Raw genomic sequence first — 13190 nt, forward strand, 5'->3', positions numbered from 1 at the left:
TTACTACCTGACTCATGAGCGTTCCACCATGCGTAATGCGTACCAAATGAAAGTCCTCGCCGTCTTGCTGTGCAGCGTAGCCCTGAGCGGTTGCAGCCTGTTCTCGAAAAAGCCTGAACCCGCAGCGCCAGCCGCACCGGCAGCCGCCGCCGCGCCCGTCGCCAAGCCGGCCGCCAAACCGGTGGCCAAGGCCGACGGTTCCGGCTTCGTGCCGCCTGGTTCGTCGAGCAATGTGGCGATCGATTCGATCGTGGTGGTGGTCAACGACGACGTCATCACCCGCCGTGAGCTGAACAACCGCATCAAGACCGTGACTGCCCGCATGAAGCAGCAGAACGTGCAGATGCCTCCGGCAGTCGACCTCGAGCGCCAGCTGCTCGAGCGCATGATCGTCGAACGCGCGCAAATGCAACTGGCCAAGGAAATGGGCGTGCGCGTCGATGACAACCAGCTCGACCGCGCCATCGCCCGCATCGCCGAGGCGCAAAAAGCCACGGTGCAGGACTTGCGCAACCAGATGGAAAAGGACGGCACGCCGTTCGCCGCATTCCGCGAAGAGATCCGCGAAGAAATCATCATGCAGCGCTTGCGCGAGCACGAGGTCGATGCCAAGATCCAGATTTCGGACGCCGAAGTGGACAGCTACCTGGCCGCCCAGAAGGCTGCCGCTGCCGAGCAGTACGAGATTAACATCTCGCAAATCATGATCCGCATCCCGGACAACGCCACCGCCGAAATCATCGCCCAGCGCCGCGCGCGTGCCGAAGACGTCATGCGCCAGCTGCGCACCGGCGCCGATTTCGCCAAGACCGCCGCCACGTATTCCGATGCCAGCGACGCGCTGCAAGGCGGCGCGGTCGGCTGGCGCCAGCCCGAGCGCCTGCCGCCGGTGTTTGCCGAAGCGCTGTCCAAGCTCAGCGCTGGCCAGGTCACGCCGATCATCAAGAGCGTGGGCGCGTTCCACATCCTGAAGGCCGTCGATCGCCGCAGCGTGGCCGAAGCGCAGGCCGCCGCCGTCGTCCAGCAAACCCATGCACGCCACATCCTGATCAAGGTCACGCCCACCATGAGCGCGGCCGACGCCAAGCGCAAGCTGGCCGAACTCAAGGAGCGCCTGGTCAACAAGGGCGCCACCTTTGAGGAACTGGCGCGCCTGTTCTCCAACGACAGCTCGGCGTCCAAGGGCGGCGACATCGGCTGGCTCTACCCGGGCGACCTGACGCCGGAATTCGAATCTGCCATGAACGGCCTGAAAATCGGCGAGATCAGCGACCCGGTGGAAACCAGTTTCGGTGTCCACCTGATCGAAGTGCTCGAGCGTAAGTCGGACGACGCTTCCAAGGAACGCGAACGCAATATGGCCCGCCAGGCCCTGCGCGACCAGAAGCTGGAAGAAGCGACCGAAAGCTGGCAGCGCGAAGTGCGCGACCGCGCCTTCGTCGAGTTCCGCAACGAAGACGGCACCGTCGCCACCCCGCCGAAGTAAACTACTGACCTGGAGCATCCGTGAGCGCACATGCGAACACCGCGCATACTGCGCACACCGGCCTGCCGTCCACTACCCAGCCACGGCGCAGCCGTCCGGCGATTGCCGTGACGGTGGGCGAACCCGCCGGCATCGGTCCCGAAATCTCGCTGCGCGCCGCCTGGGCGCGCCGGCACGAAGTCAATTGCGTGCTGCTGGGCGATGCCGCTTTCCTGTCCATGACGGCCGCCGCCATCGATCCCGCCATCCGCGTCTCGGCGCTGTCCCTGATGGCGGTGCGTAATGGCGGCCTGCCGCATTTCGGTCCCGAGCGTATCAGCGTGATCGATGTGCCGCTCGGCGCCCACGTAGTGCCGGGCACGCTGGACAAGGACAATGGGCGCGCCGTGCTGGCCACGCTCGACGCCGCCATCGAAGGCGTCCAGGCCGGCTGGTTCGAAGCCGTCGTGACCGCGCCACTGCAAAAAAGCACCATCAACGATGCCGGCGTGGCGTTTTCAGGCCATACCGAATATTTTGCCGAGCACACCGGGACCGACCAGGTGGTGATGATGCTGGCCGGACCGATGCCGGCCGCGTTCAACGCCGCCGATGAACCGGCCCGGCAGTTCCGGGTAGCGCTGGCCACCACCCACCTGGCCTTGAAAGATGTGCCGGCCGCAGTGAGCCAGGAAGGTCTTGCCCGCATCCTCGACATCATCGACCATGATTTAAAGACCAAGTTCGGCATCGCCGCGCCGCGCATCCTGGTGTGCGGCCTGAACCCGCACGCGGGCGAGGGCGGCTACCTGGGCCGCGAGGAAATCGACACCATCACCCCGGCGCTGGACGCGGCGCGCGCGCGCGGCATCGACGCCCTCGGTCCGTACCCGGCCGATACCCTGTTCCAGCCCAAATACCTGCGCGGTGCCGACTGCGTGCTGGCCATGTACCACGACCAGGGCCTGCCGGTGCTCAAGTTCGCCACCTTTGGCCACGGCATCAACATCACCCTGGGCCTGCCGCTGATCCGCACCTCGGTCGATCACGGCACCGCGCTCGACCTGGCCGCACGCGGCCTCGGCCACGCCGACTGCGGCAGCATGGACGCGGCCATTACGGCCGCACTCGGCATGGCCGACGCGGTCCGCAATGCCCGCCCCCACACTTCGACTTAAAGATAGAAAAATATGAAACACGTAGCCCGCAAACGCTTTGGCCAGAATTTCCTGCACGATAAATATGTACTGGAAGACATCACCTCGGCGATCGGTCCCGCACCGGACGATACAATGGTCGAGATCGGCCCCGGCCTGGCCGCCATGACCCGTGGACTGCTGCGCACGCTCAAGCACATGCACGTGGTGGAGCTGGACCGCGACCTGGTCGCCCGCCTGGAGAAGGATTTTCCGCGCGAACAACTGACGATCCACGCTGGCGACGCGCTGAAATTCGATTTCGGCGCAATCCCGGTGCCGGCCGGCAAAAAACTGCGCATCGTCGGCAACTTGCCGTACAACATTTCCAGCCCCTTGCTGTTCCACCTGGCGACGTTTGCCAGCCAGGTCGAGGACCAGCACTTCATGCTGCAAAAAGAGGTGGTGGAGCGCATGGTGGCCGAACCGGGCAGCAAGACCTTCGGCCGCCTGTCGGTGATGCTGCAATGGCGCTACGACATGAAGCTGCTGTTCGTGGTGCCGCCGGAAGCGTTCGACCCACCGCCGAAAGTGGAATCGGCCATCGTGCGCATGGTGCCGGTCGCTAACCAGCTGCCGTGCGACGGCGAGACCCTGGAAGCGGTCGTGCAAAAAGCGTTTTCGCAACGCCGCAAGGTGATCCGCAACTGCCTGGCCGGCATGTTCACGGAAGAACAGATCGTCGCCGCCGGCATCGATCCTACCCACCGCCCGGAAGTGGTGGGCCTGGCGCAGTACGTGGCGCTGGCGAATATCCTCAAGCCAGTCTAGACAGGCAAAAAAAAGCCCGCTCAGGGAGCGGGCTAAATCCAATTCCTTTGCAAGAAGTGGAGGAGACAAGTGCAGTATGCTGCGTCGCGGCATATCACGCCACTTTATTTTTCACATATCCAACATCATCAATGTGAATGTCGCCTCTCCACTGCCGACCAGTTCAGGTCGAAGGTACGCAAGTGAGGGTCAGGTTGGTCACCGAATTGGGGGCGCGTATCACGCCGTTCGGGTTCGTCAGGGAACAGGTCAGTTTATTCGGCTGCTTCAGGATGCTGATACTGTAAACTTCGCCGTTGGTCAGGCTTGCTGCGGTGAACGTGCCGCTGGTGGCAGTAGCACTGCTGAGCTCGACCTGGCTGCCGCTGCCGTTGATCAGAGTCACTTTGTTCGCGACGTCAGTTTCTGCAGTTGCGCCCGGCAGCAGTTCCTTTGCCACCGACACCAGGCCCGAATACGTGCCACCCACGGTATAGGAGTTAGGCGTGCAGCTGACCGCAGCGCCGATGCTGACCGTGTAGCCGGCCGAACCCGTGCCACCGGACACGCCACAGGTGAAGTAATCCGGATTTCGGGTAATCGTGATGTCGTACTCGGTGCCGTAGTCGATCTGCTGGGGGAAAGCAAACGACGAGGCGCCCTTGGGCACATCGATCGTATTGCCACCATTGCTAAGTTGCAAGCCATCCACGGTCAGGCCCGACACCGAACCTTGCACCGTGTATTGGGCTTTGCCGCCGCATGCCGACAGCAGACTGGCCAGGGTCAGCGCGACCAGCGCGCCTGCGTACGAAAATTTCATGTATTTCTCCGGAGTTTATCGAGGACGTGTTGAGCGTATTGATCAGGTGGCTGGAACGTCAGCGCAGGTGAGGGTGACGGCCGGGCTGGTGGTGGCGCCAACGATCAAGTCCTGGTTGCCAATCGTGCCCACGGCGTTGCCGGTAACGGTACAGCGCTGCGTCTTGGGTTGCTCGAGTATATTGATGCCATAGGCCGAACCATCGCCGATCGTGTGCGGGAACACGAACGAGGCCGCGCCTGCGGGGACGCTCACGGTATCGGCGCCATTGGCCATGACCAGGCCGTCCGATTTGAGGTTCACTACCGCGCCGCCAAGCTTGCGCGGATCGTTGGTGCAGACAACCTGCACGTTATAGGCGTTATAGACATTGGCCTTGCCCGAGCCACCGCTGACCGCGCAGGTGGCGCCGACCGGTCCGGGCGACTTGACGGTGACGTTGAAGTTGTCATCGACCGACACCGGTTTGGTGAAAACAAAAGTGCTCTGTCCGGCGGCGATCTCGAGGGTGTCACCGTTGCCTTCGTTGACCAGCACCAGCCCGGCCTTGGTCAATCCGGTAATGTTGCCAGCAATTTGCAGGCTGCCGTCGCTGCCGCCGCAGGCGCTCAGGATGGCGCCGCACAGCAGGGCCACGCTTGAGCGCAGAGTCATATTTTTCATCAGAACTTTCTCCAAAACGAATAGGGGCCGGCAGCATGCACAGGGCTAGCGCGGGTGCAGCATCTTACACGGGTTTGAGCGGTATTTTAGTGCATTTGGTAACAGCGGTCGCCGCCACGGATGTAACAGCGTGTTAGTGCCGCATGCGGCGCCAGAGGCAGGCCGGCCGCGATCGGTGCGACAATGGTGGCTTCTGCCGACTCATAACGATGCCACCATGACCACTCGTACCCCGCAAGCCTTGCTGTTCGACCTCGACGACACCCTGTGGCCGATCGGCCCCGTGATCGCGGCGGCCGAACTGGGCTGGCACGCCTGGCTGGCCGAACGCGCGCCGCTGGTGACCGACAAGTATACAGTGGAGCAATTGCGCGCGCTGCGCATGGCGCTGCTCGAGCGCCAGCCGGAGATGGTGGCCGACCTGTACCAGTTGCGCCGCGCCGCACTGGAAGCCGTGTTTCTCGAAACCGGCGCCGATGTTGCCCATATCGACGGCGCCATGGCCCATTTCCACACCCTGCGCAACGCCGTCACCGTGTTCGACGACGTGCTGCCCGCACTGGAAGAGCTGCGCACCATGTTGCGCCTCGGCGTGATCACCAACGGCAACGCCGACCTTGAAGTCATCGGTCTGCACCACCACTTTGAAGTGGCGCTGGCCTCGCACAGTTTCGGCCGCGCCAAGCCCGCGCCGGAAATTTTCCTGGCCGCCTGTACGGCGATGGGCGTGGCGCCCGAGCACGCCATCTACGTGGGCGACGACTTGCGGCTCGACGTGCAGGGCGCGCAGGCGGTCGGCATGCGCGCGGTGTGGATCAACCGCAGCGGCAGCACCGCCCATCTCGACGCCGGCATCGTGCCTGACGCCATCTGCGCCAGTTTCGACGAACTGCTGGTGTGGGTGAAGGACCAGATGCGGCATAATAAGCAGGACCAACCCCAGGGACACTGAAGATAATCACCATGCAACTCGACACACGCGCCCAAACCCTGCTCAAAGCCCTGGTAGAACGCTATATTGCGGACGGCCAGCCGGTGGGCTCGCGCGCCTTGTCCAAGATCTCCGGTCTCGACCTGTCGCCGGCCACCATCCGCAACATCATGGCCGACCTGGAAGACCTCGGCTACGTGGCCAGTCCGCACACGTCGGCCGGGCGCGTGCCCACGCCGCGCGGCTACCGGATTTTTGTCGATACCCTGCTCACGGTGCAGCCGTTCGACGAGCAGTCGGTGGAGTCGCGCATGCGCCTGCAGGCGCCGCAGCCGCAAAAAATGATTTCCAATGCCGCGCAGATGCTGTCGTCGCTGTCGCAGTTTGCCGGCGTGGTACTGAGCCCGCGCCGCGAATCGGTGTTCCAGCAGATCGAATTCCTGCGCCTGGGCGAAAAACGCATTTTGCTGGTCATTGTCGGCCCTACCGGCGACGTCCAGAACCGCATGCTGCTCACCGATGTCGATTACAGCCCGTCGCAGCTGGTGCAGTCGGCCAATTACATCAACCAGAACTACGGTGGCCTGTCGCTCGACGACGTGCACCGCCGCCTGGCAGGCGAAGTGCGCCAGTTGCGCGACGATATGAGCAGGTTGATGCAGGTGGCGGTAGAGGCGGGCAGCGAGGCGATGGCCGACGACAAGGACGACATGGTGATCTCGGGCGAGCGCAACCTGCTGTCGGTCAGCGACTTGTCGAGCAATATGTCGTCGCTGCGGCAAATGTTCGACATGTTCGAGCAAAAGACCGGCTTGCTGCAACTGCTCGACATGTCGAGCAAGGCCAGTGGCGTGCAGATCTATATCGGCGGCGAATCGAGCCTGGTGCCGATGGACGAGATGAGCGTGGTGACGGCGCCGTACACGGCCAACGGCAAGATCGTCGGCACGCTGGGAGTGATCGGCCCCACCCGCATGGCGTACGAGCGGGTGATACCGATTGTGGATATTACGGCCAAGCTGCTATCGAACGCGCTCAGCCATAATTGATCAGGCAGGTTTGTGGGGGCAGGCGACCTTGGTGCAGTTGCCGTAGATGGCCAGGGCGTGCTCTGCAATGCTGAAACCGCGCTCCTTGGCAATCGCGTTCTGGCGCTCTTCGATGGCTTCGTCGTAAAACTCTTCCACGCGGCCGCAGTCGAGGCACACCAGGTGGTCGTGGTGCGAACCGGCGTTCAGCTCGAAGATCGCCTTGCCGGTTTCGAAATGATTGCGGTTGAGCAAGCCGGCTTGCTCGAACTGGGTCAGCACGCGGTAGACGGTGGCCAGGCCCACGTCCATATTGTCGGCCAGCAGGATTTTATAAACATCCTCGGCGGTCAGGTGGCGGACGTCGCTGGTCTGGAAGATGTCCAGGATTTTAAGGCGAGGCAGCGTGGCTTTCAGGCCGCTGGCCTTCAGATCGGTTGGATTATTTCCCATGGTGGACACTCTTATTCTGGTTGGCGATTAGCTAGCCCACAGTTTAACGCACTCCGCGCCGCGCCGCACACAATCTACCGCCGTCTTGCACCGTTGGCGGTTTTTTGGCATTTGCAAACTTTTACACTTGCGCCTTGCAAAACAAGGACATATCAGGGATTGTGCTTTATGATATGGCGTTTTTTGGCATTCCGCTTGACCAGATTGAGGACATTTATGCGCGTCACCCAGGCTTTATCGCAGTCGTTGTTGCACGGTTCTACTTCCAAGGTGGTCGCATGTGTAGTGCTGGCCGCAGCGCTGGGTGGCTGCGCTTCCAAAACCACGCTGGGCGAGAGATCGAACCAGGTCAAGGACGCCGAGCCGACGCTGGACGCCAGCAAGGGCGCACAGACCACCACCATCACCAAGCTGCAACGCTTCATGTGGTTCTTCTCGCCGTACCGTCCCGACATCCAGCAAGGTAACTTCGTCTCGGAAGAAATGCTGAACCAGCTCAAGGTGGGCATGACGCGCGACCAGGTCCGCTTCATCTTCGGCACCGCGCTGCTGGCCGACCCGTTCCACGCCAACCGCTGGGACTACGCGTTTCGCATGGCCAAGGGCAGCGGCGAAATCACCACCAGCCGCGTGATCGTGTTCTTCGACAAGGACGGCAAGGTCGAGCGCTGGGAAGGTGGCAACCTGCCGACCGAAAAGGAATACATTGCCCGCATCGCCGGTCCGGCGCCGAAGATCAAGAAGAACCAGGACGCGCCCGAAAACAAGCCGGCCCCGTCCACCGCGCCACTGCCAGCGGGCAGCGACAAGGCCAATGCTGCGCCGGTTGGCGTGGGCGTGAGTACTGAAACGAAATAAGCAAGGAAACAGCATGACCGAGATGAATATCGCCATTGCCGGCGCCGGTGGCCGCATGGGCCGCATCCTGATCGAATCCGTCCAGCAGGCCGACGATGCCCGCCTGGCCGGCGCCCTCAACCACGCCGGTGCACCCGGGGTGGGCGAAGATGCCGCCGCCTTCCTCGGCCAGCCGGCCGGCGTGATCGTGGAATCGGACCTGGCCCGTGGCCTGGCCGATGCCCAATACCTGATCGACTTTACCCGTCCCGAAGGCACGCTCGAACACCTGGCCTACTGCGCCGAACACGGCATCAAGCTGGTGATCGGCACCACCGGTTTCGATGAAGCCGGCAAGGCCGCGATTGCCGAGGCGGCCAAGAAAACCGCGATCGTGTTCTCGCCCAACTTCAGCGTGGGCGTCAACGTCACCATGAAGCTGCTCGAGCAGGCCGCCAAGGCGCTGTCCACTGGCTACGACATCGAAGTGGTCGAAGCCCACCACCGTTTTAAAGTGGACGCACCTTCTGGCACCGCGCTGAAAATGGGCGAAGTGATTGCCGATGCACTGGGCCGCGACCTGAAAGAATGCGGCGTGTTCGCGCGCGAAGGCGTGACCGGCGAGCGCGACCCGTCGTCGATCGGCTTTGCCACCATCCGTGGCGGCGATATCGTCGGTGACCACACCGTGCTGTTTGCCGGCATCGGCGAGCGCATCGAGATCAGCCATAAATCGAGCAGCCGCGTCACCTACGCCCACGGCGCGTTGCGTGCCTGCCGCTTCCTGGCGGACAAGCCGACCGGCCTGTTCGACATGTACGACGTGCTGTCCCTTAACGGTTAAGCGGGTAAGTCTCCGTGGCCGGCAACTTCTCGCTCTCGCATTTCTGGGCGCAAGCCGATGCGGTCAGCCACGCGGTCGCGTTGGTGCTGCTGGCGATGTCGCTGGTGAGCTGGTTCTTCATCCTGGCCAAGCTGTATGGCGCGGTGCGCATCCGCCGCAGCGCGCCGGCCGTGCAGGCGTTCTGGGACGCGCCCACCATGGCCGACGGCGTCGCGACGCTGGCGCTGGCCGACCCCGAAAACATCTTCGTGCCGCTGGCCCGGCAGGGTGCGGCGCAGCTGGTCGTGCCCGACCATCCCACCCTAGGTGGCGAAATGGACCGTTCGGCGCAGATCACGCGCGTGCTGCGCGCGGCGATCCAGCACTCCACCAACCGCCTCGAAGGCGGCCTGACCCTGCTGGCGTCGATCGGCGCGACCGCGCCGTTTGTCGGCCTGCTGGGGACGGTGTGGGGGATTTACCATGCGCTGGCCAATATCTCGACCAGCGGCGCCATGCAGCTCGACAAGGTGGCCGGTCCGGTGGGCGAAGCGCTGGTGATGACGGCCGTGGGCCTGACGGTGGCCATTCCTGCCGTGCTGGCGTATAACGCCTTCAACCGCGTCAACCGCCTGACCCTGGCCGAGCTTGACGCGTTCGCCCACGACCTGCACGCGTACCTGGTCAAAAAATGAGCTTCGGCGCCTTCAACCACCACCGCCAGCCCGGCCCCATGGCCGACATCAACGTCACGCCGATGGTGGACGTGATGCTGGTGCTGCTGGTGATTTTCATCCTCGGTGCGCCGGTGTGGACCAGTTCGGTTCAACTGGAGCTGCCCAAGGCGCAGGCGCCAGCCGCCCCGCCCGCGCCGGCCACGACCGTGACGGTAGCGATCGACGCCAAGGGGCAGGTGTACTGGAACAACGAGGCGGTGGCACCCAAGGTGCTCGAGCAGCGCCTGGTGGAGGCCGCCAAGCTGGACGTACAGCCCGAGCTGCAACTGCGCGCCGACAAGGACACCCGTTACGAGGTGGTGGCGCAGGTGATGGCTGCCGCGCAAACGCACGGATTAACCAAATTGGGTTTCGTTACCGATCCCGGAAAAACAGAGAGTAAATAATGGCAACCGCACAACTGAACGGCGCAGCAATCCTTGATGCCGCAAGCTTCCATGCGGCCTGCAAAGCAGCACTGGGTTTTCCCGACAGCTACGGCAACACCATGGATGCCTGGATCGATTGCCTGAGCTACCTGCGTGACGACGACAACATGAGCAAATTCAAGCTCAAGCCCAACGAAGTGCTGGACATCGTCATCACCGACTCGGCCGCCCTGACGGCCGCCGCGCCCGATCTGCTGGAAGAAGTCAGCTACTGCGTGGCCGGCATCAACGACCGGTATGACGACTACGGCGAGAAGCCGGCCTTGAAGCTGACCTTGAAATAAACTAGCCCGACCGTACCGGCGGCTGCCTTATGGGACCTCGAAAAACCGTAGCGAGCCGCTATCGTCTTGAGTAGCGCAAGCGTACGCAGGTACGCTGAGCAACGGAGAGGCAATAGCGGGTCGCGCAGCAGGTTTTTCGAGGTCCCCTCAACCGACGATCGGAATGTCGGCTTTGGCGCCAGTCTCGCCCGGCGCCAGCGTCAGCACCTCGAAGCCGGTCTCGGTCACCGTCACCATGTGTTCCCACTGCGCCGACAGCGACTGGTCGCGCGTTTCCACGGTCCAGCCGTCATCGAGCTCCTTGGTGGCGGCGCGGCCGGCATTGATCATCGGCTCGATGGTAAACAGCATGCCCGGTTTCAGGATCAGTCCCTGGCCGGGACGGCCGTAATGCGTCACTTGCGGATCTTCGTGGTAGGTCATGCCGATGCCGTGGCCGCAATAATCGAGCACCACGCTGAAGCCCGCTTTTTCTGCCACGGTCTGGATCGCAAAGCCGACGTCGCCGAGCGTTGCCCGTGGTTTGACGGCGCGGATGCCGGCCCACATTGCTGCGTACGTCGTTTCCACCAGCTTGCGCGCAGCCTTGGACGGTTCGCCCACGTAGTACATGCGGCTGGTGTCGCCGTGCCAGCCATCCTTGATGACGGCCACGTCGATGTTGATGATGTCGCCATCTTTCAAAATTTCGGTCGCGGACGGAATGCCGTGGCACACCACCTGGTTGACCGAACTGCACACGGTGGCCGGAAAACCGCCGTAGCCGACATTGGCCGGCGTAACTTTCTGCACATTGACGATGTAATCGTTGCACAGCTGGTCGAGGTAGGCCGTGGTCACGCCGGGTTTGATGTGTGGCCCGATCATCGTCAGCACGTCGGCCGCCAGTTGGGCGGCGACGCGCGCCAGGACGATTTGTTCGGGCGACTTGATCAGATTGGCGTTGCGGCGGGACATGACTACCTCTTTCTTAGGGCAAAGGGGCGTAGTTTGCCACAAACAGAGGTCATCAGTCTCAGCGAACGGCAGCCAGGTCGAAGTGCGGGTTATAAATCAGGCACAGCAAATTGCCGAACGGGTCGGCCAGTTCCACCGTCTTGATGCCTTCTCCCACTTCCTCGATGGCGCCGTGCACGGTGGCGCCGAGCGCCACCAGGCGGTCGGTTTCAGCCTCGATATCGTCCACGCCCCAATAGACCATGCTGCCCGCGTGGGCGGCGGTGAATTTCTCGGCCGGAATAAGGCCCAGTTCAAAACCGCCAATGGCAAAACCCACGTAAAACGGCTGGTCGAAATACGCTGCCGTCTCGAATGCCTGGGCGTACCAGTCGCGGGCGGCGGCCAGGTCGGCCACCGGGTACACCACCGTGCGCAGTCCCTTGATCATGTTTGTCTCCTCGTCGATGTTAAAAACACCATCTTGACATGAAAAAGAGACCGCTGATTGGAAAAATGGAAGGTCGTTTTAGTGGCTGTTGAGCGCAGCCAGCGTCTGCGCGTAACGATCTTCCTTTTCCGCGTTGCGCAAGAACAGCACGCGCTGCACCAGCACTTCGGCCGGCGTGGGGCTGGCTGTGAGCAGGGTGATCACCTCATCGATATAGTCGGCCAGCGGCAGGTAGCCCTCGCGCGTGGCCTGGCCCGGGGTCAGGTCGGTTTGCACGGCCGGCGGCGCCAGTTCGATCACTTCCACCGAGTCTTTCAGGATTTCGCGCAGCGCCACCGTGTACGAGTGCAGCGCCGCCTTGGTGGCGTTGTAGGTGGGCGTGGCCAGCAGCGGCACGAACGCCAGGCCCGACGTGGTGTTGATGATGGCGGCATCGGCCTGCTGGCGCAGGTGATCGGTCAGCGCGTTGATCAGGCGGATCGGCCCCAGCAGGTTGGTGGTAATCGTCGCCTCGGCATCGGCCAGGTCGCGCCGCTTGCTGGCATCCTCGAAGCGCATGATGCCGGCGTTGTTGATCAGGACATTGAGGGCAGGGTGGTCGGCCACGACCTGGCGGGCGAAAGCATCGATGGCATCGGCGTTGTCGGCGTCGAATTGCACCGGCACGATGTTGGCGCGGCCGGCGGCCGCTTGTTGCAGCACATCGAGCCGGCGGCCGGCGATGATGACGGTATTGCCCAGGTCGTGCAAGCGATGGGCCAGCGCCTCGCCGATGCCGCTGCCGCCGCCGGTGATCAAGATGGTGTTTCCAGTCGATTTCATGGTCAGTCCTCCTGTGAATGTGGGACCAGTGTACAAAGGACAGGCGCGATGATAAAGTAGGCACCCAAAAGATTTATACATACCCAAAAGAGAGTGTAGATGCCCATGCGTAAAGCCGAACCCGATGCACTGATTGAAATGCGCCGGCACGAGCCGGTTCCCGTCAGTCTCGACCCCGTGATCGAAGCGCTGGTGCAGGACATCATCGGCCAGGTGGCCGACCGCTGGACCATGCTGATCCTCGAAGCGCTCGAAGCGGGCGGCACCCTGCGCTACACCCAGTTGCGCAAGGCCGTGCCCGGCATCAGCCAGAAAATGCTCACGCAAACCGTGCGCCAGATGGAGCGCGACGGCCTGGTGCGCCGCACCGTGCACCCGGTAATTCCGCCCCACGTCGACTACGTGCTCACACCGCTGGGCCACAGCCTGGGCGCAGCGTTTTGCGGCGTCTGGGTATGGGCCGAAACCCACCATGCGGAAATCATGCGCGCCCGGGCGGCGTTTGCGCAGCGTTCTTCGTAAAGAGGCAGGGTCAGTGCCGACATTCGGACACAAGCTCATCC

Annotated in this window: 17 protein-coding genes; 11 read left to right on the plus strand and 6 right to left on the minus strand. The window is 62.9% G+C overall.

Annotated features, from left to right (window positions below):
* Positions 1-46 precede the first annotated feature (46 nt).
* The 3 genes from SR858_RS00585 (at position 47) to rsmA (ending at position 3432) form a co-directional block, all read left to right on the plus strand.
* Positions 47-1486, plus strand: coding sequence for a peptidylprolyl isomerase (locus tag SR858_RS00585; protein ID WP_019923657.1), 1440 nt, complete (start codon positions 47-49; stop codon positions 1484-1486).
* Between the two features lie 62 nt (positions 1487-1548).
* Entirely contained in the window at positions 1549-2643 is a 1095-nt protein-coding gene (gene pdxA / locus SR858_RS00590; protein ID WP_040378072.1) for a 4-hydroxythreonine-4-phosphate dehydrogenase PdxA, read from the plus strand.
* A 12-nt stretch (positions 2644-2655) separates the two neighbouring features.
* The gene (gene rsmA / locus SR858_RS00595; RefSeq protein ID WP_019923659.1) at positions 2656-3432 is read left to right on the plus strand and encodes a 16S rRNA (adenine(1518)-N(6)/adenine(1519)-N(6))-dimethyltransferase RsmA; all 777 of its coding nucleotides are present in this window, start codon (positions 2656-2658) and stop codon (positions 3430-3432) included.
* A 163-nt stretch (positions 3433-3595) separates the two neighbouring features.
* On the opposite strand, the gene SR858_RS00600 is transcribed toward rsmA, so the two are convergent.
* Both SR858_RS00600 and SR858_RS00605 read right to left on the minus strand, forming a co-directional pair.
* Positions 3596-4234 (minus strand): hypothetical protein, encoded by a 639-nt coding sequence (locus SR858_RS00600; RefSeq protein ID WP_019923660.1) that lies wholly within the window; start codon positions 4232-4234, stop codon positions 3596-3598.
* A gap of 42 nt (positions 4235-4276) precedes the next feature.
* Positions 4277-4897, minus strand: a complete 621-nt coding sequence (locus SR858_RS00605; RefSeq protein WP_019923661.1) for a hypothetical protein — start codon at positions 4895-4897, stop codon at positions 4277-4279.
* A 217-nt stretch (positions 4898-5114) separates the two neighbouring features.
* Here SR858_RS00605 and SR858_RS00610 point away from each other — a divergent pair, with 217 nt between their 5' ends.
* A complete protein-coding gene (locus SR858_RS00610) occupies positions 5115-5849 on the plus strand; it encodes an HAD family hydrolase (protein WP_040378055.1) in 735 nt (244 codons plus the stop codon).
* Between the two features lie 11 nt (positions 5850-5860).
* Positions 5861-6877, plus strand: a complete 1017-nt coding sequence (hrcA, locus tag SR858_RS00615; protein ID WP_019923663.1) for a heat-inducible transcriptional repressor HrcA — start codon at positions 5861-5863, stop codon at positions 6875-6877.
* Here the strand turns inward: hrcA and fur are convergent, their stop codons facing one another.
* Positions 6878-7309 carry a ferric iron uptake transcriptional regulator gene (gene fur / locus SR858_RS00620; RefSeq protein ID WP_019923664.1) on the minus strand — a complete coding sequence of 144 codons (432 nt, stop codon included), beginning with the start codon at positions 7307-7309 and terminating at the stop codon, positions 6878-6880.
* Between the two features lie 216 nt (positions 7310-7525).
* On the opposite strand from fur, the gene SR858_RS00625 reads away from it, so the two are divergent.
* The 5 genes from SR858_RS00625 to SR858_RS00645 are packed head-to-tail and all read left to right on the plus strand — an operon-like array spanning position 7526 to position 10418.
* On the plus strand, positions 7526-8167 hold the full coding sequence (locus SR858_RS00625) for an outer membrane protein assembly factor BamE (RefSeq protein ID WP_026637607.1): 642 nt from the start codon (positions 7526-7528) through the stop codon (positions 8165-8167).
* 13 nt (positions 8168-8180) lie between these two features.
* Positions 8181-8990 carry a 4-hydroxy-tetrahydrodipicolinate reductase gene (gene dapB / locus SR858_RS00630; protein WP_019923666.1) on the plus strand — a complete coding sequence of 270 codons (810 nt, stop codon included), beginning with the start codon at positions 8181-8183 and terminating at the stop codon, positions 8988-8990.
* Positions 8991-9004: 14 nt separating this feature from the next.
* Positions 9005-9664, plus strand: a complete 660-nt coding sequence (locus tag SR858_RS00635) for a MotA/TolQ/ExbB proton channel family protein (protein ID WP_019923667.1) — start codon at positions 9005-9007, stop codon at positions 9662-9664.
* Positions 9661-10092, plus strand: a complete 432-nt coding sequence (locus tag SR858_RS00640; protein ID WP_019923668.1) for an ExbD/TolR family protein — start codon at positions 9661-9663, stop codon at positions 10090-10092. Before SR858_RS00635 ends, SR858_RS00640 begins: the two co-directional genes overlap by 4 nt.
* Positions 10092-10418, plus strand: coding sequence for a barstar family protein (locus tag SR858_RS00645; RefSeq protein ID WP_019923669.1), 327 nt, complete (start codon positions 10092-10094; stop codon positions 10416-10418). Before SR858_RS00640 ends, SR858_RS00645 begins: the two co-directional genes overlap by 1 nt.
* 147 nt (positions 10419-10565) lie before the next feature.
* On the opposite strand, the gene map is transcribed toward SR858_RS00645, so the two are convergent.
* From map to SR858_RS00660, 3 genes are all read right to left on the minus strand, one after another.
* A complete protein-coding gene (map, locus tag SR858_RS00650; protein WP_019923670.1) occupies positions 10566-11375 on the minus strand; it encodes a type I methionyl aminopeptidase in 810 nt (269 codons plus the stop codon).
* A 58-nt stretch (positions 11376-11433) separates the two neighbouring features.
* Positions 11434-11805, minus strand: a complete 372-nt coding sequence (locus SR858_RS00655) for a VOC family protein (protein WP_019923671.1) — start codon at positions 11803-11805, stop codon at positions 11434-11436.
* A 78-nt stretch (positions 11806-11883) separates the two neighbouring features.
* Positions 11884-12627, minus strand: coding sequence for an SDR family oxidoreductase (locus SR858_RS00660; protein WP_026637608.1), 744 nt, complete (start codon positions 12625-12627; stop codon positions 11884-11886).
* 105 nt (positions 12628-12732) lie between these two features.
* Here SR858_RS00660 and SR858_RS00665 point away from each other — a divergent pair, with 105 nt between their 5' ends.
* On the plus strand, positions 12733-13149 hold the full coding sequence (locus tag SR858_RS00665) for a winged helix-turn-helix transcriptional regulator (protein WP_019923673.1): 417 nt from the start codon (positions 12733-12735) through the stop codon (positions 13147-13149).
* Positions 13150-13190: the final 41 nt, after the last annotated feature.

This window comes from Duganella zoogloeoides (genome assembly GCF_034479515.1).
Classification (GTDB): domain Bacteria; phylum Pseudomonadota; class Gammaproteobacteria; order Burkholderiales; family Burkholderiaceae_D; genus Rugamonas; species Rugamonas zoogloeoides.

What these genes read in the sequence shown, in the direction of transcription:
- SR858_RS00585 (WP_019923657.1), top strand. Translation starts at nt 47, where the DNA reads ATGAAAGTCCTCGCCGTCTTGCTGTGCAGCGTAGCCCTGAGCGGTTGC.
- rsmA (WP_019923659.1), top strand. Translation starts at nt 2,656, where the DNA reads ATGAAACACGTAGCCCGCAAACGCTTTGGCCAGAATTTCCTGCACGAT.
- SR858_RS00600 (WP_019923660.1), bottom strand. Translation starts at nt 4,234, where the DNA reads ATGAAATTTTCGTACGCAGGCGCGCTGGTCGCGCTGACCCTGGCCAGT.
- SR858_RS00605 (WP_019923661.1), bottom strand. Translation starts at nt 4,897, where the DNA reads ATGAAAAATATGACTCTGCGCTCAAGCGTGGCCCTGCTGTGCGGCGCC.
- SR858_RS00610 (WP_040378055.1), top strand. Translation starts at nt 5,115, where the DNA reads ATGACCACTCGTACCCCGCAAGCCTTGCTGTTCGACCTCGACGACACC.
- hrcA (WP_019923663.1), top strand. Translation starts at nt 5,861, where the DNA reads ATGCAACTCGACACACGCGCCCAAACCCTGCTCAAAGCCCTGGTAGAA.
- fur (WP_019923664.1), bottom strand. Translation starts at nt 7,309, where the DNA reads ATGGGAAATAATCCAACCGATCTGAAGGCCAGCGGCCTGAAAGCCACG.
- SR858_RS00625 (WP_026637607.1), top strand. Translation starts at nt 7,526, where the DNA reads ATGCGCGTCACCCAGGCTTTATCGCAGTCGTTGTTGCACGGTTCTACT.
- dapB (WP_019923666.1), top strand. Translation starts at nt 8,181, where the DNA reads ATGACCGAGATGAATATCGCCATTGCCGGCGCCGGTGGCCGCATGGGC.
- SR858_RS00640 (WP_019923668.1), top strand. Translation starts at nt 9,661, where the DNA reads ATGAGCTTCGGCGCCTTCAACCACCACCGCCAGCCCGGCCCCATGGCC.
- SR858_RS00645 (WP_019923669.1), top strand. Translation starts at nt 10,092, where the DNA reads ATGGCAACCGCACAACTGAACGGCGCAGCAATCCTTGATGCCGCAAGC.
- map (WP_019923670.1), bottom strand. Translation starts at nt 11,375, where the DNA reads ATGTCCCGCCGCAACGCCAATCTGATCAAGTCGCCCGAACAAATCGTC.
- SR858_RS00655 (WP_019923671.1), bottom strand. Translation starts at nt 11,805, where the DNA reads ATGATCAAGGGACTGCGCACGGTGGTGTACCCGGTGGCCGACCTGGCC.
- SR858_RS00660 (WP_026637608.1), bottom strand. Translation starts at nt 12,627, where the DNA reads ATGAAATCGACTGGAAACACCATCTTGATCACCGGCGGCGGCAGCGGC.
- SR858_RS00665 (WP_019923673.1), top strand. Translation starts at nt 12,733, where the DNA reads ATGCGTAAAGCCGAACCCGATGCACTGATTGAAATGCGCCGGCACGAG.